The 22,611-nt window shown below is 40.4% G+C and carries 20 protein-coding genes and 4 pseudogenes; 8 read left to right on the plus strand and 16 right to left on the minus strand.

Annotated features, from left to right (window positions below; translation table 11 throughout):
- Nucleotides 1-241: 241 nt before the first annotated feature.
- Complete coding sequence (gene mrcB / locus B9T23_RS13030) at nt 242-2,638, plus strand: penicillin-binding protein 1B (RefSeq protein WP_086194410.1); 2,397 nt, start codon at nt 242-244, stop codon at nt 2,636-2,638.
- 15 nt (nt 2,639-2,653) lie between these two features.
- Nucleotides 2,654-3,220 (plus strand): hypothetical protein, encoded by a 567-nt coding sequence (locus tag B9T23_RS13035; protein WP_086194411.1) that lies wholly within the window; start codon nt 2,654-2,656, stop codon nt 3,218-3,220.
- A 59-nt stretch (nt 3,221-3,279) separates the two neighbouring features.
- Here the strand turns inward: B9T23_RS13035 and B9T23_RS13040 are convergent, their stop codons facing one another.
- A complete protein-coding gene (locus tag B9T23_RS13040; protein ID WP_086194412.1) occupies nt 3,280-4,179 on the minus strand; it encodes a thiamine phosphate synthase in 900 nt (299 codons plus the stop codon).
- Between the two features lie 139 nt (nt 4,180-4,318).
- Between B9T23_RS13040 and hemP the strand changes: the two genes are divergently transcribed.
- A complete protein-coding gene (hemP, locus tag B9T23_RS13045) occupies nt 4,319-4,489 on the plus strand; it encodes a hemin uptake protein HemP (protein ID WP_081406229.1) in 171 nt (56 codons plus the stop codon).
- An 84-nt stretch (nt 4,490-4,573) separates the two neighbouring features.
- Here the strand turns inward: hemP and B9T23_RS13050 are convergent, their stop codons facing one another.
- The 4 genes from B9T23_RS13050 to B9T23_RS13065 all read right to left on the minus strand — a co-directional run bounded on the left by B9T23_RS13050 (nt 4,574) and on the right by B9T23_RS13065 (nt 8,986).
- Nucleotides 4,574-5,917, minus strand: a complete 1,344-nt coding sequence (locus tag B9T23_RS13050; RefSeq protein ID WP_086194413.1) for a sensor histidine kinase — start codon at nt 5,915-5,917, stop codon at nt 4,574-4,576.
- Between the two features lies 1 nt (nt 5,918).
- The gene (locus B9T23_RS13055; RefSeq protein ID WP_086194414.1) at nt 5,919-6,578 is read right to left on the minus strand and encodes a response regulator transcription factor; all 660 of its coding nucleotides are present in this window, start codon (nt 6,576-6,578) and stop codon (nt 5,919-5,921) included.
- Between the two features lie 179 nt (nt 6,579-6,757).
- Nucleotides 6,758-7,120 carry a NirD/YgiW/YdeI family stress tolerance protein gene (locus B9T23_RS13060; RefSeq protein WP_086194415.1) on the minus strand — a complete coding sequence of 121 codons (363 nt, stop codon included), beginning with the start codon at nt 7,118-7,120 and terminating at the stop codon, nt 6,758-6,760.
- Between the two features lie 108 nt (nt 7,121-7,228).
- Nucleotides 7,229-8,986, minus strand: a complete 1,758-nt coding sequence (locus B9T23_RS13065; RefSeq protein WP_086194416.1) for a GspE/PulE family protein — start codon at nt 8,984-8,986, stop codon at nt 7,229-7,231.
- Nucleotides 8,987-9,245: 259 nt separating this feature from the next.
- On the opposite strand from B9T23_RS13065, the gene B9T23_RS13070 reads away from it, so the two are divergent.
- Nucleotides 9,246-10,496, plus strand: coding sequence for an MgtC/SapB family protein (locus tag B9T23_RS13070; RefSeq protein WP_086194417.1), 1,251 nt, complete (start codon nt 9,246-9,248; stop codon nt 10,494-10,496).
- On the opposite strand, the gene tsaA is transcribed toward B9T23_RS13070, so the two are convergent.
- Entirely contained in the window at nt 10,493-11,215 is a 723-nt protein-coding gene (gene tsaA, locus B9T23_RS13075; protein WP_086194438.1) for a tRNA (N6-threonylcarbamoyladenosine(37)-N6)-methyltransferase TrmO, read from the minus strand. The two genes, B9T23_RS13070 and tsaA, sit on opposite strands and share 4 nt — an antisense overlap.
- 105 nt (nt 11,216-11,320) lie before the next feature.
- On the opposite strand from tsaA, the gene B9T23_RS13080 reads away from it, so the two are divergent.
- Nucleotides 11,321-12,100, plus strand: a complete 780-nt coding sequence (locus tag B9T23_RS13080) for a ferredoxin--NADP reductase (protein ID WP_067724336.1) — start codon at nt 11,321-11,323, stop codon at nt 12,098-12,100.
- A 78-nt stretch (nt 12,101-12,178) separates the two neighbouring features.
- Here B9T23_RS13080 and B9T23_RS13085 read toward each other — a convergent pair whose 3' ends face one another.
- The 3 genes from B9T23_RS13085 to B9T23_RS13095 form a co-directional block, all read right to left on the minus strand.
- Nucleotides 12,179-12,361 (minus strand): hypothetical protein, encoded by a 183-nt coding sequence (locus tag B9T23_RS13085; protein ID WP_067724335.1) that lies wholly within the window; start codon nt 12,359-12,361, stop codon nt 12,179-12,181.
- Nucleotides 12,362-12,397: 36 nt separating this feature from the next.
- A complete protein-coding gene (locus B9T23_RS13090; protein WP_086194418.1) occupies nt 12,398-12,652 on the minus strand; it encodes a hypothetical protein in 255 nt (84 codons plus the stop codon).
- A 209-nt stretch (nt 12,653-12,861) separates the two neighbouring features.
- Nucleotides 12,862-13,488 (minus strand): cation transporter, encoded by a 627-nt coding sequence (locus B9T23_RS13095; RefSeq protein ID WP_086194439.1) that lies wholly within the window; start codon nt 13,486-13,488, stop codon nt 12,862-12,864.
- 113 nt (nt 13,489-13,601) lie between these two features.
- Between B9T23_RS13095 and B9T23_RS13100 the strand changes: the two are divergent.
- Nucleotides 13,602-13,910, plus strand: a pseudogene (locus B9T23_RS13100) (MerR family DNA-binding protein); the annotation flags it as partial.
- A 15-nt stretch (nt 13,911-13,925) separates the two neighbouring features.
- On the opposite strand, the pseudogene B9T23_RS13105 reads toward B9T23_RS13100, so the two are convergent.
- The 3 pseudogenes from B9T23_RS13105 to B9T23_RS13115 all read right to left on the minus strand — a co-directional run.
- Nucleotides 13,926-14,402 (minus strand): annotated as a pseudogene (locus tag B9T23_RS13105) (arsenic resistance protein); the annotation flags it as partial.
- Nucleotides 14,403-14,458: 56 nt separating this feature from the next.
- A pseudogene (locus B9T23_RS17025) lies at nt 14,459-14,944 on the minus strand (arsenate reductase ArsC).
- A gap of 111 nt (nt 14,945-15,055) precedes the next feature.
- A pseudogene (locus B9T23_RS13115) lies at nt 15,056-15,256 on the minus strand (metalloregulator ArsR/SmtB family transcription factor); the annotation flags it as partial.
- 180 nt (nt 15,257-15,436) lie between these two features.
- Here B9T23_RS13115 and trhP point away from each other — a divergent pair.
- On the plus strand, nt 15,437-16,837 hold the full coding sequence (gene trhP / locus B9T23_RS13120) for a prephenate-dependent tRNA uridine(34) hydroxylase TrhP (RefSeq protein ID WP_086194440.1): 1,401 nt from the start codon (nt 15,437-15,439) through the stop codon (nt 16,835-16,837).
- Between the two features lie 12 nt (nt 16,838-16,849).
- A complete protein-coding gene (locus B9T23_RS13125; protein ID WP_086194422.1) occupies nt 16,850-17,101 on the plus strand; it encodes a YfhL family 4Fe-4S dicluster ferredoxin in 252 nt (83 codons plus the stop codon).
- A 255-nt stretch (nt 17,102-17,356) separates the two neighbouring features.
- Here the strand turns inward: B9T23_RS13125 and ahpF are convergent, their stop codons facing one another.
- The 4 genes from ahpF to B9T23_RS13145 form a co-directional block, all read right to left on the minus strand.
- Nucleotides 17,357-18,922: an alkyl hydroperoxide reductase subunit F gene (gene ahpF, locus B9T23_RS13130; RefSeq protein WP_086194423.1), complete on the minus strand. Its 1,566-nt coding sequence runs from the start codon at nt 18,920-18,922 to the stop codon at nt 17,357-17,359.
- A 230-nt stretch (nt 18,923-19,152) separates the two neighbouring features.
- On the minus strand, nt 19,153-20,073 hold the full coding sequence (locus B9T23_RS13135; protein ID WP_086194424.1) for a hypothetical protein: 921 nt from the start codon (nt 20,071-20,073) through the stop codon (nt 19,153-19,155).
- A gap of 42 nt (nt 20,074-20,115) precedes the next feature.
- Nucleotides 20,116-21,249: a toxic anion resistance protein gene (locus B9T23_RS13140; RefSeq protein ID WP_086194425.1), complete on the minus strand. Its 1,134-nt coding sequence runs from the start codon at nt 21,247-21,249 to the stop codon at nt 20,116-20,118.
- Between the two features lie 19 nt (nt 21,250-21,268).
- Nucleotides 21,269-22,057 (minus strand): tellurium resistance protein, encoded by a 789-nt coding sequence (locus B9T23_RS13145; protein ID WP_086194426.1) that lies wholly within the window; start codon nt 22,055-22,057, stop codon nt 21,269-21,271.
- Between the last annotated feature and the right edge of the window lie 554 nt (nt 22,058-22,611).

The following is a 22,611-nucleotide window of genomic DNA, read 5'->3' on the forward strand; positions in this document are numbered from 1 at the left end:
CATCTTGAGATCTACAATGCTACTCAATACATCAGATCTAAAAATGTGTTCTAAAATCGACCCAATATCTTCAAAAAAAGACGAAGCTGTAAAAATAACATCTTTTATAAAATCAATAACTAATTACAAATATTCCTGGCTTTTTATCGCAATATTTCATCTTCATTCACAGATTAATTATTGCAAAAAAATGAAAAGCTTCGCATGATTAGCACAATTAATCAGGATCTTATATTAATTGATGAAGTCTGAACGTGGTATCGGTTTACTAGCGCTTATTTTTTCAATATTAGTCATTGGTGCTTTCTTGGCTTTTAGCGCCTATTTAATCCGAATGGACAATATTGTACGGAATAAATTTGAAGGACAACGCTGGGATATTCCGGCGAAAGTATTTGCTCGTCCTTTGGAAATCTATACCAATGCCCCGGTTAATCAAACAGACTTTACTCAAGAGCTGAAATTACTCGGCTATAAAAATTCTGATAGCTATACCAAATCAGGAAGTTACGTTACCTCAGGTGATGCACTGTATGTGCATACACGTGGTTTCGACTTCGGCGATAGCGCAGAACCTGAACAGGTGTTAAAAGTCACCTTTAACAATGATCAAGTGGGTGAAGTCAGTGCGACAAAACCTTCATCTACCGGTATCGCTCGTTTAGAACCTTTATTGATTGGCGGTATTTACCCACAACACAATGAAGACCGTGTCCTGATTAAACTCGACAAAGTCCCTAAACCTTTAATTGAAGCACTCATCGCGACAGAAGACCGTAACTTCTATCATCATCATGGGGTTTCAGTCCGCGGTACAGCACGTGCTTTAGTCAGTAACGTCACCGGTGGCAAGCGTCAAGGTGGTTCAACGCTAACCCAACAATTGGTTAAAAACTTTTATTTAAGTCCAGAAAAAACCTTAAAACGTAAAGTGAATGAAGCCTTGATGGCACTGTTAATTGAGCTTCATTATGATAAAGATGAAATTTTAGAAGCTTATCTAAATGAAGTTAATCTGGGTCAAAATGGTAATTACTCAATTAATGGTTATGGTCTGGCTTCACAATTTTACTTTGGTTTACCACTGAGTGAATTAAATACGGCTCAACAAGCCTATTTGGTCGGTTTAGTTCAAGGACCAACGTTGTTTAACCCTTGGAGAAATCCAGAAGGTGCAAAAAGACGTCGTGATATTGTTTTAAACAATATGCTGGTGATGGGTTATCTGACTCAGGATCAATTTAAACAAGAAGTGGCTCGACCACTCAATGTCATTGCAAAACCAACCTTGGGTCCTGCCCGCTTCCCTGATTTTCTGGATATTGTGCGTCGACAACTGCGTACCGAATATCAAGAAGGTGATTTGACCAATCAAGGTTTAAGAATTTTCACCACACTTGATCCTATTGCCCAAACCAAAGTACAAGAGGCATTTAAAGCATCTGTTTCTGGTTTAGCCAATGCCAATCCTAAACGTTTAAAAGATTTGCAAGGTGCGGTTTTAATTTCTCATCCTGAAAATGGTGAACTGGTTGCAGCGGTGGGTTCCACACAGGATTTTACCGGTTTTAACCGTGCATTAGACGCCAAACGTCAAGTGGGTTCTTTACTCAAACCTGTCATCTATTTAAGTGCCATTGAATCCGGACGTTACAACTGGGCAAGCCCAATTGAAGATAGTTCTCTAAACATTGTTAGTGAAGGAAAAAGCTGGACACCTAAAAACTATAGTGGCGGTGATCATGGGGTTGTTCCAATGGCAGAAGCTTTGGCAAATTCCTATAACCTTTCAGCAGTGCGTTTAGGTCAGGAATTTGGGCTTTCAACTTTCAGTAATCACCTGAAAAAATTTGGCGTGACTTCGGATATTCCAACTTATCCTTCTATCTTCCTGGGTGCAGTTGATATGTCGCCTATGGAAGTGATGAGCATTTATAGCAACTTTGCAACGGGCGGATTTAAATACCCAATCAAATCCATTCGTTCTGTGGTGGATGCAAACGGACGTTTACTGGATCGTTATGGTCTGACCGTTCAAAAAACCATTGACCCTTCTGCCGCTTATATTTTGAATTACGGCTTACAACAAGTGATGAGTTCGGGTACAGGTCGTTCGGCTTATAGCGCATTACCAACCAGTTTAAAACTGGCGGGGAAATCGGGAACCACCAATGATACGCGTGACTCGTGGTTTGCAGGTTATTCGGGTAATTATTTAAGTGTGGTGTGGTTGGGTCTGGATGACAATAAAGTTACTGGCTTAACCGGTTCTTCAGGTGCCCTTCCTGTTTGGACCAATGTCATGAAGCAACTGCGTCAAAAACCTGTAAACTTACGCCAAACTGAAAATGTACAATGGCATTGGATTGACCGCACCACTGGCTATTTATCTGCACAAGGGTGTGAAGGCGCCATGTATATTCCATTACTCCGTACTAATGTGCCACGCCAAGCCACAGCATGTGGTTTACCGCATTACCAAGTCGAGCCGGGTTACAATTCTGACACTGAAAGCAATCAGGCTGCACCCGCAGAAAACGATAGTATCGAAAACTCTATTCGTGAAAGTGAAACTGAAATGCCAAGTGACTCTACGAATAATAGTCAGGTCATTTCAAGCGGTAGCTATGATAATTAATGGTGAAAATTCATAATGAATGTTCAATTCAACATTTATAAACATTGGGTACTTGGTCTAGGCTTAGTTGGATTGGTCGGCTGTCAAAGCCTGCCAGCCCCTGAGACCAAGGAACCGGCGAAACCTGTATCTTCTGAAAAGAAGGAAATTAAAAGCCCTTCTGGTGTGGTCATTACGCCTTATGACCGCGAAGAAATTCAACGTAAAAAAATGCAGGTAGTCGTTCCTGAGCAAAGAAGCACGCAGCAATTTGATGATGGTCGTGAACTTCCTGCCTTCAAAAAATTAATGCAAAAAACCCAACAAGCATATCAACAAGGGCAATGGAATCAGGCAGAGGCTGCTGCACTTCAGGCACAGCGCTTGGCACCACAATCTGCCGAGACTTTTTTGTATTTGGCTTTGGTGGCCAATAAAAAAAATAAGCTTGCAAATGCGGAAGCTTTAGCACAGCGTGGACTGAGTTATGCGCAAAGTAATGCCATGAAAAAGCAACTTTGGCTGGTCATTTTAAAAGCTGCACAACAGCAAAAAGATCAAAAAACCATTCAGCAAGCGCAAAAAGCACTAAAAGCCTTATAAAATTTTGGATGTATCAAACTGAACCATTCACAGCGCAATACATCCTTTTATTCTATTTTTTATAAAAATCGAATCCCTGCAATTCCATAAGCACCCTGCTCTTGAGCCATCATCAGATCACCGGCTTGCATTCCGCCTAAAGCAAAAACAGGAATTTCGACTTGTGCAGCTAAATTCTTAAACTGTTCCCATCCCAATGCCCGAGCTTCTGGATGCGTTTCTGTAGCCAACACTGGACTCAATAGAATGGCATCACAACCCATTTTCTGTGCCTGTTTCATCGAGACTAAATCATGACAGGCTGCAATATAGCGTTTGCCCATGATTAAATCGCCTTGCATTAAAGACATCACTTGTGACTGCTTTAAATGAATGGCTGAAATGGCTTGTTGTTGAATTGAATTTAACTGTTGGTAAAGATCAATATTCACGATCAGCTTGGACAATTGCTCAACACTTAAGCCGGAAATTTCAATGATCTGGGCTTGAGTCCCCTCAACACGCCAATACATCAGTTGATCCAGTTTTAATTGGTTTAATGTATCTAACCGATCTGAAATTTTAATCTGATGTGCCCAATACAAGCGCTTGATCATGACTTGATTGGCTTTGGGAAAATTTAAATTCAGCAATTCATCACGGCTATACCATGTCCATGGCTGTTGAATTTCATTCAATAAAGCGCTCGGTACGATGGCCTGAAATAAATGCAAATTCACGATCACATCGTCATATTCATGCCGAATCACATCAAAAGCATGCCAGTCCTGTAAACCTATTCCAACTTCTTCATAAATTTCACGGCGACAGGCTGCTAAAGGACTTTCCCCTTGTTCAACTTTGCCGCCTGGAAATTCATGTTTATTTCCCTGATGCTGTTTTGCTTCACGCCAACCTACAAGTACCTTGTCCTGATGCAATAATATTGCAATTGCAACGTGAATCGTGGGTTTCGACATGCCGTACTCCTTTGCGTGAAAATATTACAGAGTGTAAGCAAATTTAAGTTTTTTATAAAATCTTAAATAATTCATTGACAGGTCTATTCGATAATGATTATCATTTAAATCGTTCACTATATACCACGGAGTCGAAGGAATGAACGCACCATTTAGCCTGTTTACACGTAATAATGATGTAGCCCACTCATTACCGATGTTGCACTCAAACAACCTGTTTTCCCTTGGTCGAGAAATTCGAATCATGCATGCAGGAGAAGAATATCGTTTACGTTTAACCCGTAACAATCGACTCATTCTGACCAAATAAAACTGATTCTAACCAAATAAAATAGTAACAAGCCAATAATAATATTCGTGGAAACCAGCAGTATGTGTGCAAACATACTGCTTTTTAGCTGTGGAGATTGAGTGGAAATTGCAGCTCGACTTTTAATCCACCATGCGCAGATTGAGAGAAATGAATTTCCCCTGCATGCAACTCCATAATTTTCTGACAGATCGAAAGCCCTAAACCTGAACCTTGAGTTTTGGTTCCCAAAGCGCGATAAAAGCGTTCACCCAAGCGTTGTAGCACTTCATCTGTGACACCTTGCCCGTCATCTTCAATCGTCACAATGATCTGTTGATGCTTCTGTTGCAGATCAATAAACACACTCCCACCCTGCTCTGCATAGCGAATCGCATTATCAATCAGGTTTCGTACACAACTGAAAATCAGTTTTTCATTGGCCAAAATAGAAAGTTGAGGCAAAAGCCGAGTCTGGATCTGAATATTTTTTTCTACTGCAAAAGGCTGTAAAGCTTGAATGACATCCTTCACCACAAGCTGCAAATCAATTTCAGTTTTAGGCAATTGACTGGTATTAGTCGGATCTAGTCGTGCAAGTAAAAGTAGGTTTTCTAAAACTTGTGTGCCACGACTGACATCATTTTGGATGCTGACCAAGTCCTGATCCAGTTCTGGATATTTACGTTTTAGTACCTGTAAACGCATTTGAATGGCGGATAAAGGTGAACGTAATTCATGTGAGGCATCCGCTGTAAAGCGTTGCTCTGCCACTAAAGATTTTTGCAGTCGTTGTAAGAGTTGATTCAGTTGCCAAACCATTGGTTGTAATTCTTTTAATTCAGGTTTTTGCTGCTGAATCGGAGCGAGATCATCGGCATTTTTTCCCGAAATTTGTTTGGACAATTGATGAATCACTTTGAATTGACGTTTTACCGCAAAATGTAAAATCAGCCATTGAATGAACCAGAGCAAAATTAAAATCAGTCCATAGCCCATGACATTTTGAGCCAAATCTTTAAAACGCTGTCCGATGGGTTGCAATACCAAGACTGACACATTCAGTTCAGCATCTTCAGCCGTATATGTGCGCCACAATTGCTGATCTTGCCAAATGAAATCGTAGCCTTCCGATGCGTTGGTGTTCAGTTTTGAAGATTGATTTTCGAATTGGAAATTTTTTGATTCAGTGAGAACCTGCTGCTGATCTTTGAGTTGGTATTGAATGTCAAATTCATCGCTGAGTTCATCGACCTGTTGTCCTGAGTTATTTGTCACATCCGAGATCAACAGCATATCGGCAATTTCATCCATGAGCTGATCTTGCACTTGCATGGTCTGATACAGGGAAATCCCCATAAAAAGCAGCAATGCCATTACCCCAGCTACTATTGAACTCAGTAATGATGTCTTGATCAGTTTGCTTTGTAGAGACACGGCGTGTGACATATTAATCTTGACTCATGCGATAGCCCAAACCACGAATGGTTTTGATATATTGGCTGCCTATTTTTTTACGTAACTGATAGATAAACACTTCTATGGCATTACTTTCTATTTCATCGCCCCAAGCATAGAGTGATTCTTCCAGTTGCTCACGCGTGATCACATGTTCAGGCTTTTGCATCAGTTTATGCAAAATCTGAAATTCCTTGGCGGTTAAATTTACGGTTTGACCATCTTGAATCAATGTTTTGGCCTGCGGGTCTAACACCAGATTTGCATAACGTAAATCTTGCCCGGCACTGCTTTGATGCTGTCGTAATTGCGAACGTACACGTGCGGAAAGTTCTTCCAGACTAAAAGGCTTGACCAGATAATCATTGGCACCCAAATCCAGACCTTCGACCCGGTCATGAATACTGTCCCGCGCGGTAATAAAAATCACGGGGGTTTGTTGCTGCTGCGTTCGTAAAGTTTTGAGAATCTCGTCCCCAGTGGCTTTCGGTAGACCACGATCAAGCAAGACACAATCATACTGATGCTGCTCAATGGCTAAAATGGCGTGATCGCCACGCTCGACCCAGTCAATATTGTAGCCATCCATTTCTAACCATGTTTTGATGCTTTCTGCTTGGGAAGCATCATCTTCTGCCAGTAAGATTCGCATGTGTTGTTCTCATATATGAGGCATTTTCTACTTTTAAGATAGCATGCTTTAAAAATCGCTTGATTCAAAAAAACCACATGAATAATGCATGTGGTTTTAAGAGAAATATAAAAGGAGATAGACAACTTCCTCCTTATAGCTTTATTTCAATTGATCGGCTATGCAGTGAATCAACTGAATTAGAATCTAACCGCATCTACATCAATTTCAACACGTTTCGCAGGTTTGTAATCAATGTCGACTTCACCAGTGATGGTCACAGGGGTTTTGGCATTTACAGGTTTACCCTGCCATAATTCGTCATCAATATCGACCGTAATCGTGCCAGTGTTATCACGGAATTGGTATTTTTCATCACCGACCGCTTTAACTACATAACCTTTGAGCTGTACCTTGGTATCATCTTTTAAAGTTAAGGCATGTTTAACCGTCGTAGTCGTTTGTGGTGCAATGGCAGCTTGATTCACGGCAGTATTGGCAATGGCAAATGTAGTTGCACCCACCAGACCTGTAATTAAAGTTGCTTTAGAGATCATGTTCATGTTGAAGCCCTCATCTTTTTGTTGATCATTTCGATGAAGCTATTAAAACAAATCAAGATGAGGTGAATCTTAAGATTTTTTCATTTTCAAAATTTTCAAAAAAAATCCTTAATTCAAAGGAACCACCCGCAAAACTTCTTCCAAAGTGGTCAGTCCGTCCAGAACTTTACGTGCACCGGCAATACGCAGCGGTTCAACGTCCTCTTTCTTGGCTTGTTGACGCAATTCATTCAAATTGGCATTTGCACTGATCAGTTGTTTGGTCTCTAAACTTAAAGGCATAAATTCATAGATGCCGACACGCCCTTTATAGCCGGTATGTCGGCACTCTTCACAACCGACCGCTTGGTACACAAAATTTGGCATCTCTATCGTAAAGTCGTAGGTCAAATGCTTCCATTCTTGCTCATTGATAAAGGTTTCTGTTTTACAATGCGGACAAAGTTTTCGCACCAGACGTTGTGCCAATACCCCTAAAATCGTAGCGGCAGTTAAAAATGGTTGTACGCCCAAATCGTGTAGACGGGTCAAACTCGATGGCGCATCGTTGGTATGTAAAGTGGATAATACCAAATGACCTGTTAGCGCAGCTTGAATCGCCATATTGGCAGTATCCTGATCACGAATCTCCCCGACCATAATAATGTCTGGATCCTGACGCATTAAAGCGCGCACGCCATCAGCGAAACCTAAATCAATGCCCTGATTGACCTGCATCTGGTTAAAGCTCGGTTCAAGCATCTCAATGGGGTCTTCAATGGTACAAACATTGACTTCTTCTGTGGCCAGCTGTTTCAGTGAAGAATATAGCGTGGTCGTTTTCCCCGAACCGGTCGGACCTGTCACCAGAATAATGCCGTGGCTATGTGCCGTTAAAGCTTGCCAATCATTGAGTAAGCCGCCTTCAAAACCCAGTTGTTGAAAACTACGTACCAACACTTCCGGGTCAAAAATACGCATCACCAATTTTTCACCGAAAGCCGTCGGCAAAGTCGATAAACGCAACTCGGTTTCTTGTCCTTTTGGAGTACGGGTTTTTAAACGTCCATCTTGCGGTTTACGCTTTTCTGCAACATTCATGCGACCTAAAATTTTGATGCGCGAAATCACGGCGGTTAGTGTATTGGCCGGCATTTTATAAATGGTATGCAACACCCCATCAATTCGAAAACGCACTTTCCCCGTGTCTTTACGCGGTTCCAGATGAATATCACTTGCCCCTTGCTCAAAGGCAAACTGCAACACCCAATCTACCAGTTTCACAATGTGCTGATCATTGGCATCCGGGTTTTGCGTATCGCCCAATTGTAAAAGCGCTTCCACACCTTTGTTATCACGATCATAAGCACTGGATTTTTGCGATGAGTTAACCGCGCGACTGACTTGATAATATTCCACCAAATAGCGCTGTAGTTGATCCGGGCTTAATAACACACGCTGAATTTTTCGTGGTGCAATCGTATGTTCAAGATTGGCCACCCATTCTGTTTTAAAAGGTTGATCGGTTGCAATCAGGACTTTATCTGCCTGAATTTCAACCGCCAAAATCTTATTTCGAAATGCAAACTCTTGCGACATGATATTGGTTAAAGCACCGACATCAGCCTTCAAAGGATCAATAATATAAAAAGGGATCTTGGCTTTTTCTGCAATCCACTGACATAAACGGTTTAAGGTCAATGTGGATTGCAGATGAGATAGATCGACTAAATTAAAATGTGCAATCCATTGTAATGGATGCCATTTCAGTTGTTCACGTTGGCGGTGTGTGGTTTGTATCAGTAGCTTATTGCGCTCGGTAATACGTCCATCTTTTTGTAGTTGTTCCAGACACCAAGACGTGTCCATTTCAAAATTAAAATTCATTGTTCTAAGCCCCAAAACATAAACACACTATAGCAAACTAAATTTCATCTGACTTCAATCACCTTTAGAAAAACAGTAGCGCTGCCATTTCCGAAAACTGATTCCTTTCTCATCAGTCATTCAAATAAAAACTATAACTATTTTTGGCAACTATTACGCTTTTACTTTCATTCATTTATAGCGAATAATGCTAAAGGTGCTGATTAATTAAACACCCCCTTTTTCATACTTCGGCTATTGGATGAACCCTGTGAATAACATGCTTAATCTGTCACTGCAAAGCACATCATTTCAAGAACTGCTGATGATTATGGCAGCGGCATTAGGCTGTGGTTTGCTGATTGGTTTAGAACGTGAACGCAGTAAGCAACGTGAAAATCAGCATAGTTTTGCCGGTGTTCGCTCATTTGTGATCTGTGCATTACTTGGTGCACTATGCTTTATCTTTGGACCTGTTTTTGGGGTCGTAGGCGCAATCAGTGTCGGTGCAATTAGTATTTTTTCGCTTAAAAATCAGTTAAAAGACCCGGGTGTAACCACTGAACTGGCATTCGTGATGACCTATTTTATTGGGGCAATGTGTATCTGGAATGTCACCCTGGCTGCAAGCTTATCCGTAGTGCTTACCTTTATTTTAATGATGAAACATTCCATCCATGGTTTTGCAGGAAAATGGATCACCGAAGCAGAATTTAAAGATGGTTTATTTTTACTGGCCCTGATTTTAATTGGCCTCCCGCTTACTCCAAATACCCCTTTATGGGGCACAGTTCTCAACCCACATATTATTTTAAAATTGCTCACTTTGATTCTTGTCGTGCAAGCATTGGCACATATTGCTAAACGCTTACTTTCAACAAAAAAAGCGCTCATTCTTTCTTCCATTGCCTCTGGATTTGTATCCAGTACCGCAACGATTGCGCATTTAGGCATGCAAGTACGCAATGAAGGTGTCGATGCTCAATCAAATGCCGGTGCAGCACTGATGTCCTGTATTTCAACTTTAGTTCTATTATTCATTGTTGTAGGAGGTGTCTCTTTAACTTGGTTAAAGCTGCTGATATTTCCCTCGCTAATCGCCATGGCTATTTTAGCGCTTTGTGCTTACTGGCTTTTACGTAACGCAGAACCAGTCGAAGAAATAGAACCTGAAGATAGTCCGATGTTTAGCTTAAAAGAAGCAGCGATTATTGCCGGGACGTTAACGGTCATTCAGGCTGGCGTATATGGCTTGGAGCTTTTACTCGGTGACTCTGGTTTAATTGCAGGTACACTCTTGGCTTCACTGTTTGAAATTCATGCCGCTGCGGCCGCAGTAGTTATTCAAGGTGAACCTACAAACACCAGCTTACTGTATGCAATGATGCTAGGTTTGGGCGCTCATGCGGTTTCTAAATCCATTAATGCAGCCATCAGCGGTGGATTAAAATTTGCACTTTATTTTGCACCGGTGCAAATTCTGCATATGGCCGTTTTAATTGGTGTGCTTTGGTGGATGGTACAGCACTAAATTTCAAGTTGATCAAGCCCAATGACTGTAATATTGTCCATGTTTACAGAAAAGCTCACATCAAAATCGGCAAAATTCATCTTATAAATCCGCTCAGGATCATTTTGATAAGCTGGTCTTGGATCAAGCGATAACACCTGTTCCAATTCATTCACAATTCGACGATTTAACTTTTGATCTCTAATTAAATCTTGCTTTTGTTGCTCTGCACTTTCTGTCCAAATAACCGTCATTCGTTCAGGCTCATTCTGTGCATAACCACTTTTTGCATCCTGCACTGCATCTGAATATTGAATATAAGGCTTGATATCTATAATGGGTGTGCCATTCAACAAATCACTGCCTGTGACATAAACCCGAACCGACTTACCGACTTTTTTCACTTCTTTGAGTTGAACCACAGACAAACCCATGGGTGCAGGACGGTACATACTACGTGTCGCAAACACGCCTATTTTCTGATTCCCGCCTAAACGCGGTGGACGGACTTGTGGGCGAAATTTTGGATTATCTTGTTGATTCTTATTGTCATGAAACTGCCAAATCAACCACAAGTGACTGAATTCATTGATACCTTCAAATGCAAGCAAATCATTATAAGGTTCCAGCATTTCAATATACGATTCGACCTGAACCAAATTCGGTTGTCTAGGGATGCCAAATTTTTCACGATAGGGAGAATTCATATACCCGATTATTGGCACTTTAAGCTCATTCATAATCACTTTTTCTGATAAGGTCAATTAAATATATTCAGTTTATCGAGAATGTTTTTAGATTAGAATAGTAAGCTGTTCTAATCTGATAATTTATTGAGACCTTTAATGGCTGCTTTCAACGTCGAAAAGATTACTCACGTACACCACTGGAATGACACATTATTCAGTTTTAAAACCACTCGTGACACTGCGCTACGTTTTAAAAATGGTCAATTTGTGATGATTGGACTGGAAGTAAATGGTAAGCCTTTAATGCGTGCTTATTCTATTGCTAGCGCTAACTATGAAGAAGAGTTAGAGTTTTTCTCTATTAAAGTGCCAGATGGTCCTTTAACTTCTATTTTACAAAAAGTAAAAGTTGGTGATGATATTTTAGTATCACGCAAACCGACAGGAACTCTGGTTCTTGACGACTTAAACCCAGGTAAAAACTTGTACCTTCTTTCTTCAGGTACGGGTCTTGCACCGTTCTTGTCAACAATTCGTGACCCAGAAACCTATGAACGCTTTGAAAAAGTAATCGTGGTTCACGGTACGCGCTTCATCTCTGAATTGGCTTACCAAGACTTGATTCTAAACGAACTTCCGAACCATGAATTCTTTGAAGAACTGGGTATTAAAGACAAATTGATTTATTACCCAACTGTTACTCGTGAAGAATTCCACACTCAAGGTCGTGTAACCACTGCAATTGAATCTGGTCAACTGTTTGAAAAAATTGGTTTACCGCGTTTCAACCCAGAAACAGACCGCGCAATGTTGTGTGGTAGCCCGGCATTCCTAGATGACGTTGTTGCTTTGCTTGATCAACATGGTCTAAAAGAATCTCCAAAAATGGGTGTTCTTGGCGACTACGTGATTGAACGTGCATTCGTTGAAAAATAAGATGCTGTGTTATTTCTAATAACACCGAATCAAAAAACCGAGCTAAATAGCTCGGTTTTTTTAAATCTCTCGATTTAATTATTTGCCTTTACCTTCTTGGTTCGCCTGCCCAGTACAACCTGCACCACCACCAATTACAAAACCACGTTCTGCTTTACATGAACCAATCATTCGTCCATTCGAATCAAAGGTGGTTACTGTTGAAGCACAACCTGTCATCAATACAGCGCAAGCCAATGCGACTAAGCTAGAAATTTTCATCATATTTCCCCTACTATACAATTTTTTAAAAAGTGATTAATTATCTGAAAGTATAATTTTCGATGATTTAGGTGGTAGTGGTAACAATCCTGACTGTTGATCAATCTTTGAATAATCCACACCTTCAGAATTAGCGCTACCGTAACAAATTGCGCGAGCACCCAATATAAAACCAGAAGTGGCTTTGCAAGAACCGATGACTTTCCCCGTTGCATCATAGGTCACCACTTTCGCGCTACACCCCGTGATCAACAACACCGCACCCACGACTAAAAATTTAATTAATTTCACTAAACCCTCTACTAAAAATTTCTAAAATATCCAATTTATTTTGAGAAAATATTTACATTACTTATATTTAATTTGAATTCTATCAAAATGTTTTTATTTGTAAAGTGGTAAATATTATGTGAATTTTAATATGTATTTTTGGTTATAAATGATTTTAATTCTTATAAAAAAAACTGCTCTTAGGCAGCTTGTTATAAAAATTTCATGATCTACATTGTTACAGACTGATGCTCTTTGCGCTCCCGCAGTGCCCTTTTAATTACCTGATAACCACTTGTTAGCGCTAAAATAGAAATCACCAAAGCCACTATTAAATCTGGAATCAAGCTGCCAGTTCCAAAGACTCCCACAGCAGCAAGAATAACGGCTGTATTACCAATCGCATCATTACGGCTACATAGCCAGACTGAACGCATGTTGGCATCCCCATGTCTAAAAGCATAGAGCAATGAAGCTGAAACAAGATTAGCAATTAATGCGAGCACACCAATGACCCCCATGGTCATCGCTTCAGGGGGAATTCCTTGCACATAGGCGTAGACTATTTTACCAATTACGATAAAGCCAAATGTAGCCATGACTATTCCTTTCAGTAAGGCTACAGTCGCACGCCAATACAAGCTTATCCCCATAACAGCAAGTGAAATACCATAGCTCATTACATCACCAAAGAAGTCCAGAGCATCTGCCCAGAGTGCCGAGGAATGTGCATAAGCTCCCCCAATCAGCTCAATCACAAACAAAAGCAGATTAAGGATCAGTGCAATCCACAAGGCTGTACGGAATTTTCCATTTGGCTTTTGAGGAGCAGGTTCATGATCGCAAGTACATACCATTTGCATCAGCTTCTGTGACTTCATTGATAAAATCATTGTATTCTTTTTATTCAAAACGATGCAGTAAATCCAATTTCAAGTCATTAAAACAGTAAAAATATTTAAATAAGTTTCTGGCAGAGAAAACTCGTCTGTGTATCGATGACATTCGTTTTTATGAAAAAAAGCAGCTGATCCAACCCAGTTCTCAAGCAGACAATAATTATCTTTATTATGATGATGAAACCCTGAAACGGCTGATTTTTATTAAGCGTTGTCGGGTACTGGATATGTCGTTAAAGGAAATTGAATTGCTGATTGAGCTGGAACAAAAACCAGATCAAGACTACTGCGTGGTGAATAACGTCATCGACGAACATTTAAAACATATTGAGAGCAAAATTTCCGAATTACAAAAGTTCCAGCTGCAACTTCAACAACTTTGACAATCTCGCTCTCACTTGCCCTGCCACACCAGAATATGGTGGCAAGTAATTTAAAAACAGCCATGCATAAATACTCATGCATAGATACTAAAGAACAGAATCCTGGAAGATGCTATTAAATGCCACCAATGCCGCGACATATTGGTTGTCACCACAGGCCAGATTGTTCCAGACCAAAACCATGGCAATACAACACGCTAAGCCAATCAAAATCAATCCGGTCATATATTCCGGAATTTTGCAGAAAGATAATCGTAAGCCCAAACATCAAGCATGGTGCAATCAGCCAGTTTTGTACCAAAGATAAAACCAAGGTGCGTTTATCCTGAAACACTTGTGGCAAAGCTGCATAATCTACCTTGGCCAAAGGTGAATACATAATTAAAATCAAACCGAATGTGACCGGCAAATTCACCGACCCCACACTCATTTGATTTAAAGTGGAGGATGCTTGCGGTAAATACACCCCAATTGCCACCGCAAAGCCATGGCAACAAAAACCCACAAGGTTAAATTATGATCAAGAAAGGACTATTTTCTAGCAGTCAAGACCTTCTCGATGAGGCAATTTCAGAAATTTTTTCGATTTCTTTGGTTAATTCTTCAACAGATAAATGGGCTAGATCCAAGGCAAAAAAGCATCAAAACGACGATTGATATGCTCCACTGTCTGCATAAATGCCTGCGTTTTTTCATCCTCAGGCACCTAAATGCGATGGATATTCCAGCCCCTAATGCGCTTTAATCGCTTTACCTAGATACAAAGGACAGAGTTCTTCGGCTGCTGAGCCATACACGGTAATCACCACTTGCGATTAAACTGTTCACAATCCTGCATGGTTTTACTGGGATAAACCTTGGGTCGAAATCCCTAGATTTTGTAAAGTTTTCAGGGTTAAAGGATGGACCTTTGCAGTGGGTTTATTTCCTGCACTACAGGCACTAAAACCTTCCGGTGCACGGGCATTAAAAATGGCTTCTGACAAGATGCTACAGCAGCTATTTCCGCTACATAAAAAAAGAAAATTCATTATTATTCAAATCACTTATTCACAAAAATTTAAAGATTCACAAGAAGATAAATTTACAGCATCGAAACGCTTCTCTTGGGCAGACACAGTGTTTAAAATGTCCAGACATCACTGCGGAAAATCCGCTTGCAAGCTGTAATAAATCCACTGACCTTGGCGGCAATCTTGCAAAACACCGCTAGTGCGTAACAATGCCAAATGCCGTGAAATTTTCGGCTGACTTAAATCTAAGCTTGCCGTTAAATCACACACGCATCGTTCGCCCTGTTTCACAATCAGCATAAAGATGTCTAAGCGCGTTTGATCGGCCAGACATTTAAAAAAAAATTATCTGATCCACAATATATATGAATATACGTATTTACATATAAAATAGCTCAAGTTTGATGCTATTTCGATGACACAGCTGATAATTCCGAGTTTTTTACTAGGTTGAATCTAATTTTCAAATCCATACAATAAAGCCATATTTTTTATATGCCTTTATTTTTCATGAGCATGACGACCGTTACAGAACTTCTCTCTCCTGCTGGCTCACTCAAAAATATGCGCTATGCATTTGCCTATGGTGCCGATGCGGTATATGCAGGTCAGCCGCGTTATAGCTTACGTGTACGTAATAATGCCTTCGATCATGACAATCTAAAAATAGGGATTGAGGAAGCTCATGCCTTGGGCAAAAAATTCTATGTGGTGGTGAATATCCAGCCGCATAACAGCAAACTCAAGAATTTTATCCGTGACTTAGAACCCGTGGTTGCCATGCAACCTGATGCGCTGATTATGTCCGACCCTGGTCTGATCATGATGGTACGTGAGCATTTTCCCGATGTTCCAGTGCATCTTTCGGTTCAAGCCAATGCCGTCAACTGGGCAACGGTAAAGTTCTGGCAAAACATGGGCTTAACCCGGGTAATTTTATCTCGTGAACTTTCTATTGAAGAAATTGAAGAAATTAAAAACAATGTGCCGGGTATGGAAATTGAAGTTTTCGTACATGGTGCATTGTGTATGGCTTATTCCGGTCGTTGCTTACTTTCAGGCTATATGAACAAACGTGATGCCAATCAGGGCGCTTGCACCAATGCCTGTCGCTGGGATTATAAAATTCACGATGCAGTTGAAGATGAAACTGGAGATGTTATTCCAGTTCAACACATTGAAGAATCATCATCATGCTGCCAACATAAAGATGCCGACGAGCAACACGCCCTAGAACAACATCAATTTGGCGAGCCGGTTTTATTACAACGCAATGAAGAAGACATGTTTGCCGCTGAAGAAGATGAACATGGTACTTACTTCATGAACTCCAAAGACTTGCGTGCGGTACAGCATGTCGATCGTTTGGCGAAAATGGGCATTCATTCGCTGAAGATCGAAGGTCGTACCAAATCTTATTTTTACTGTGCCCGTACTGCGCAAATCTACCGCAAAGCCATTGATGATGCACTTGAAGGCAAACCTTTTGACCCGTCTTTAATGACCCAGCTTGAAGGCTTGGCGAATCGTGGTTATACCGAGGGTTTCTTGCGTCGTCATGTACATAGCGAATATCAAAACTATGAAACAGGTTCATCACGGTTTGACCACCAACAATTTGTAGGCGAAGTATTAGAGCGTAACGGTGACTACATCAAGATTGATGTGAAAAACCGTTTTGTCGTTGGTGACTCTTTAGAGTTAATGACGACGAAAGGCAACATCACTTTTACTTTAACTGAAATCAAAGATAAAAAAGGTAATTTGATTGAAGATGCCAAAGGTTCAGGTCACGTCGTGGATATTCCAGTCCCAGCCGATGTCGACATGCGTTATGCCCTGCTGATTCGAAACTTGCCGAATTCAACTGCAGATATTTCTGCTGCGTCTTTGGCTTATCAAGCGATTTAAAGCGAGATATATATGGCATTACTCATCACCGATAAATGCATCAATTGTGATATGTGCTTGCCTGAGTGCCCGAATGAAGCAATTTATGAGGGCACTAAGGTGTATGAGATTGATGTGAATCGTTGTACTGAATGTGTCGGTTTTTATGACCATCAGACTTGTATTGCGGTATGTCCGATTGAATGCATTATTCCGCATCCTGAACATATCGAAACTCAAGAGCAATTATTAGAAAAGTTTAAAGGTTTGAATCTATTTTTATAACAATAAACTTGGGGAAAGAAGAATAACAAGTCGTGACTACAAAAAATGTAAATCATAAAAAATGTGAATCATAAAAATAAAATGTAAAAAGCAAAAGTGCATGGGGATACTTTGGCTTTTTATAAAATGCCAGAGATAAAAAAAGGAACTCAGCGTTAGCGCCCTGAGTTCCTATAAAAGGGTAAAACAAAAACTTGGGGAACTAAAGCCAAAGTGTCTATGTCTAAGTCTAAATAGCCACTTTGGCTTTTTTACTTATTGCCCGTTACGGATAATGTAATCGAATGCTGAAAGTGATGCTTTCGCGCCTTCACCCGTCGCGATGATGATCTGCTTGTAAGGTACAGTGGTACAGTCACCGGCAGCAAACACACCTTTGACATTGGTTTCGTTGCGCTGGTTAATCACGATCTCGCCACGGTTGGAAAGTTCCACTTTAGAGGTTTTCAGGAAATCCGTGTTTGGCAACAGACCGATCTGGACAAAGATTCCGGCCAGTTCGATGGTTTTGATTTCATCGGTGGCACGGTCTTTGTATTTCAAAGCCGTCACTTGTGAACCGTCACCGACCACTTCAGTTGAAAGCGCATTCATGATCACGGTGGTATTCGGCAAGCTGTTGAGTTTGTCTTGCAATACCTGATCGGCACGCAGTTTGGTATCAAATTCCACCAGAGTTACATGTTCCACAATCCCGGCCAGGTCAATCGCCGCTTCTACACCCGAGTTCCCGCCACCAATCACGGCAACACGTTTGCCTTTGAACAATGGACCGTCACAGTGCGGGCAGTACGCCACACCACGGGTTTTATACTCCTGCTCACCCAGAACATTCATTTCTCTCCAGCGTGCACCGGTCGACAGAATGATGGTTTTCGACTCCAGCTTGGCACCATTTTCCAGCGTCACTTCCACCAGACCATTGGCCGTCTCATCGGCCCCTTTAATCGCCGCCACTTTTTGCAGGTTCATGATGTCGACATCATAAGCACGCACATGCGCTTCCATTTCAGCGGCAAATTTCGGACCTTGGGTCTTTTGCACCGAAGTGTAGTTTTCAATGTCCATAGTATCCATCACCTGACCACCAAAGCGTTCAGCCACAATCCCGGTTTGAATGCCTTTACGTGCCGCGTAGATTGCCGCGGTATTACCTGCAGGGCCACCACCAATCACCAGAACATCAAAGGCGCCTTTGGCATTGAGTTTTTCTGCCTCTTTTGCAGATGAACCCGAATCCAGTTTGGCGACGATTTCTTCCAAGGTCATACGGCCCTGACCAATGTGTTCGCCATTCTGGAACAGCATCGGCACCGCCATGATTTTGCGCTGTTCCACTTCGTCCTGGAAAAAAGCCCCGTCAATCATGGTCGCTGTTGCGCCCGGATTATTAATCGCAATCAGGTTCAGGGCTTGCACCACGTCCGGACAGTTATGGCAGCTTAAAGAGACAAAGACCTCAAAATCAGAGGTCAGGTTTAGACCTTTGATTTGCGCCAGCACTTCATCAGACACTTTCGGTGCATAACCCGACACCTGCAACAAGGCCAGGATCAAAGAGGTAAACTCATGACCCATCGGCAACCCGGCAAAGTTCACCCGCGGCTGTTCACCGACTTTGGCGATCCCGAAGCTTGGGGTACGCTTGTTGCTGCCATCAAAACGGGCTGTTACCTGATCCGACAGCGCAGCAACCTCAGTCACCAGTTCCTTGATCTTGTCCGACTTGTCAGATGAATCAAGGGATGCCACCAGCTCAATCGGGCTTTCCAGACGTTCCAGTAATGTTTTAAGTTGCGCTGAAGTATTTTGGTCTAACATGGCTAACGTCTCCAGGGGAGTAAATGTTTATTTAATAAGGCTATAGTAGGGTAAATGAAAGAATAGGTAAAACAGTTTGTTTTCATTATTAAGATCGGATTATTAAATCAATAAACATTTATCTTATCTTCTCTAAAACCTGCTTCATTTCAAAACTTAAAAAAATTCGAATGAAACAACGACCAACAAAAACAACAAAAGCCCCTTTCGGGACTTTTGAATTGCATTATTTAAGGTGTAATGCGTTGTTCAACTCTTAACACGCGCCCTTTTAAATGCTGCGATAAGAAAAATAGAATTAAGCTCAAAATGGCAGATAAAATGAGCATTGCAATAATAAATATATTCACCAAGTCGCTCATTTGTTCTGCTTGATCTACTTGCCTTGATACACTTTCCGCCATCGGGGTGAGTGTCTTTCCATAAAGTTGATGCTGCATGGTCCACAATTGTTCAGGCTTAAAACCATATTCAATAAAATGAGGATCGGTTTTTTCCGCTTTAACCAAAGCCAGAACCTGAGGAATGGCAGCATCTTTATCGACAGGTTTATGTAACAACGCGGCTTGTGCGAGTAAATAAGCCTTCACTGGCTCATCTAAATCAGTCTGCTGTAAATACTGTGCCAATTCACTTTGCTGAATATTTTTATCGTATTGAATTGCTTCGCTATAAGCATTATTTGCATCATCATTTAAATCGTATTGCAGAAAGGTTAAACCCGACCACAACATAATAAAGGCAACTAGCCAGCCGACAAACTTCAAAATAAAGGACTGAAAACGAGTATAGAAGAAGCGTATTTTTTTCAAAAAATGAATGACAAAAAATGCCCCGACAAAAGACACAAACAGCTTCAGAATCAGCCAGCCAAACCATGACAACAGATTGGTAAAATAATCAGTGTGCTGCCCGAGCTCAGCAAGATTTGCATCCACACTCATTGGCATATGCAGTTGTTTTAATTCGGTGGTAATACCAAAAAAACTATAGACAAAATCATGTTGTAGAAATAATGCCACCACTGATGCAAGGAAAACGGTGCTGCTGGTGAGGCACAATAAGGTCAGATTGCGTTGGCGCTTTTTCAGCGCCACAACACCAGATTCAATCTGTTGCGGATTCACAGCATATTCATCTAAGGGAGGCAAACGGTTTCTCCTAAAGTGCATCCAATGAACTTAAGCGTATTCTTAAGATTTATTCACTCCACTGGTACTTGATTCTATAACCAAATGATTCAAATTTTCTTGCAAGGCACGTAAGCGCGTGGTAGCTTCAGCACGTTTTTGCATACCTTCTTTTTGCACCTGAATCACATCATTCACTGTTTTAATGAGGGTGTTTTGCACATGTTCAAGCGTTTCAATATCAATTACTGAACGTTGATTGGCTTTAGCGGTATCCACCGAGTTCTGATGCAACAAGTCCGCATTACGGCGTAACAGATCATTGGTGGCATCATCAATGCTATTGGCAAGTTGCACACTATTTTTCTGTTCATTTAAGGAAATAGCCAAACTGATCTGGTTTTTCCAGGCCGGTAAAGTAATATTTTTAATCGCATAAAATTTATCAACCAACATCAAATTATTGGACTGAATAATTCGAATCATCGGCAAGGTTTGCATGGCTGATTGCTGTAAAACTTGTAAATCACTAACCCGTTTTTCCAGATTATTGGCCAGGTGATTCAGGTCATAAACCTTTTGCACCGATGCCTGATCTTGAGTTTGGCTGGTTAAAGTTGCGATTTCCTGCTGGATTTCCTGTTCTTTCAACTTCCCGGCAGCAATATAAATACCCAATTGTTTATATTCATCCTGTACACCATGGAACATTTTATCCAAGGTATCAACGCGACTTTTGAGTCCCGACTGTGAAGTCTCAATTTCTTTCACTAAAACATCAATTTGTTCTTTAGTACTATTAAAATGCTGGTCAAAGTTCTGCTTGGCACCCTTCATTTTACTGATCAAACCACCAAAAAAACCTGAACTTTTTTTCTTGTTTAAAATGCTGCTGGTATTCAACTGCTGTGCAACTTGAACCACCTGATTTAACTTTTGACCTGTAGCATCCAGATCTTTATTTTGCACAAGATTCAACAATTCATCGGTATAGGTCGACGTTTTTGTGGCAATATTTTTACCATATTCAGCCACTGCTGTATGGCTCATTGCAGCCAATTCTTTACGTGCATTCATCACTTCATTAAAGTCCGAATCCTGCAAACCAATTTCCTGTAAATTCAGTTGCTGAAATTTTTGCTGAACCACATCTGTGCTTACTTCAGCGGGTAAATCTTTATGCTCAAAATCGGTCATGGCTCACCTAGTGTCATTATTAATCTATTGGTTTCTGTAGTGATTTTTTTAAAGTTTTGATCAGGTTCTCTCGGCTATTATCCAACTTTTCCAGCTCAATTGTCGAATTGCTTTGATTGCTTTGTTTAACATGATATTGCCATGCCGGAATCAAGACCTGCTGTGCCTCTTTAAAACGATCTAGCAAGGTAAAAGAAAGTTGTTGAGATAACTGCATTTGTGTAATTGCAATATCATTACTGGCCTGTAAAGTTTGTAATGTATTAATTTTTTTCGATAATCTCTCCGCAAAATTATCCAAAGGATGCTGATTCTTGACAAAATTTGGGTATTCCACTAAAAACTCTTGTGCAGCCCGAATGTATTTTGCCATTTGCTCACGATGCCCAAGCAACTGCTGAAAACGGGCTTGCGACTTTTGAATCTCGATTTGCAATTTTTGACTTAAATGATTGGCTCGATTGAGCAATTGATCCAGATTTTTATAATATTCAACCTGCCCTGATCCATATTCCAGGTCAATCCCCAACCACTTTTGCAAAGCATTAAATTTACGTGTTTTTAAATATTTTTTTGAATCAGCCAAGGATTGAATCAGCTGTTCTATCGTTGAACTGAGTTGCTGGGTAAGATGTGGATCTACCCCGTTTAATAACACCGACTGAGCTTGAATAATTTGATCAGCATAATGATTCAGACGATATTGATCATTCAGCAAAGGAACTAAATCATTACGCTGAATGGAGAGAAGTTCAGCCCGATTCACCTCAATTTCAGCCAAAGGAACAAGAACATCTATCTGTGACATAATATTAGAAACTCAATAAAATCATTTTTATAGTACGGCTTTCATACAAAATATCATGTAGTGTTTTGCAATTTCTAGAACATATTTATATTAAATTGGATAAAGATTTAAACAAGTTTTTAAAACAATTCATTTTTACGAATTTACAAAGTGCCAATTTATAGAGATGAGTCACCTCTTTTGTATAATTTCATGAAATGCTTGTAAGGTTAATATCTCAATTGCTTGATCACTCAGGTGAATAATTTTGTGAGTCTCTACAGGCTACAATACATGTAATGACAAATTTCTGAAGAAAAATTTAGTTTTGTAATTCCTTTTTTGCTAACAAAAGTTTTTTAATTATATCGGCAACTCTTTAATGATAAAAATTATAAATAAAATAAACAATTTTAACAACTTAGAAAGTTAACCATAAAATTTATTCATCAAATCATCGGCTTTACTCAAAAGATTACAATGATCTTTTTGCGTGACTGTCGGGTAATCATGGTCAATTGTTGATCAATTCTTTATTCTATTGTTCTGCTAATACAGGAGTATTAGACAGCAAT

The sequence above is a fragment of the Acinetobacter terrae genome (assembly GCF_002135195.1).
GTDB lineage: Bacteria > Pseudomonadota > Gammaproteobacteria > Pseudomonadales > Moraxellaceae > Acinetobacter > Acinetobacter terrae.

Coding starts and splice junctions, on each gene's coding strand:
- B9T23_RS13040 (WP_086194412.1), bottom strand. CDS start 4,179: ATGTCGAAACCCACGATTCACGTTGCAATTGCAATATTATTGCATCAG.
- B9T23_RS13070 (WP_086194417.1), top strand. CDS start 9,246: ATGCTTAATCTGTCACTGCAAAGCACATCATTTCAAGAACTGCTGATG.
- B9T23_RS13095 (WP_086194439.1), bottom strand. CDS start 13,488: ATGGTATGTACTTGCGATCATGAACCTGCTCCTCAAAAGCCAAATGGA.
- trhP (WP_086194440.1), top strand. CDS start 15,437: ATGAGCATGACGACCGTTACAGAACTTCTCTCTCCTGCTGGCTCACTC.
- B9T23_RS13140 (WP_086194425.1), bottom strand. CDS start 21,249: ATGACCGATTTTGAGCATAAAGATTTACCCGCTGAAGTAAGCACAGAT.
- mrcB (WP_086194410.1), top strand. CDS start 242: ATGAAGTCTGAACGTGGTATCGGTTTACTAGCGCTTATTTTTTCAATA.
- B9T23_RS13125 (WP_086194422.1), top strand. CDS start 16,850: ATGGCATTACTCATCACCGATAAATGCATCAATTGTGATATGTGCTTG.
- B9T23_RS13080 (WP_067724336.1), top strand. CDS start 11,321: ATGGCTGCTTTCAACGTCGAAAAGATTACTCACGTACACCACTGGAAT.
- tsaA (WP_086194438.1), bottom strand. CDS start 11,215: ATGAATGAGCTTAAAGTGCCAATAATCGGGTATATGAATTCTCCCTAT.
- B9T23_RS13035 (WP_086194411.1), top strand. CDS start 2,654: ATGAATGTTCAATTCAACATTTATAAACATTGGGTACTTGGTCTAGGC.
- B9T23_RS13145 (WP_086194426.1), bottom strand. CDS start 22,057: ATGTCACAGATAGATGTTCTTGTTCCTTTGGCTGAAATTGAGGTGAAT.
- B9T23_RS13060 (WP_086194415.1), bottom strand. CDS start 7,120: ATGAACATGATCTCTAAAGCAACTTTAATTACAGGTCTGGTGGGTGCA.
- B9T23_RS13085 (WP_067724335.1), bottom strand. CDS start 12,361: ATGAAAATTTCTAGCTTAGTCGCATTGGCTTGCGCTGTATTGATGACA.
- B9T23_RS13065 (WP_086194416.1), bottom strand. CDS start 8,986: ATGAATTTTAATTTTGAAATGGACACGTCTTGGTGTCTGGAACAACTA.
- B9T23_RS13050 (WP_086194413.1), bottom strand. CDS start 5,917: ATGTCACACGCCGTGTCTCTACAAAGCAAACTGATCAAGACATCATTA.
- ahpF (WP_086194423.1), bottom strand. CDS start 18,922: ATGTTAGACCAAAATACTTCAGCGCAACTTAAAACATTACTGGAACGT.
- hemP (WP_081406229.1), top strand. CDS start 4,319: ATGAACGCACCATTTAGCCTGTTTACACGTAATAATGATGTAGCCCAC.
- B9T23_RS13055 (WP_086194414.1), bottom strand. CDS start 6,578: ATGCGAATCTTACTGGCAGAAGATGATGCTTCCCAAGCAGAAAGCATC.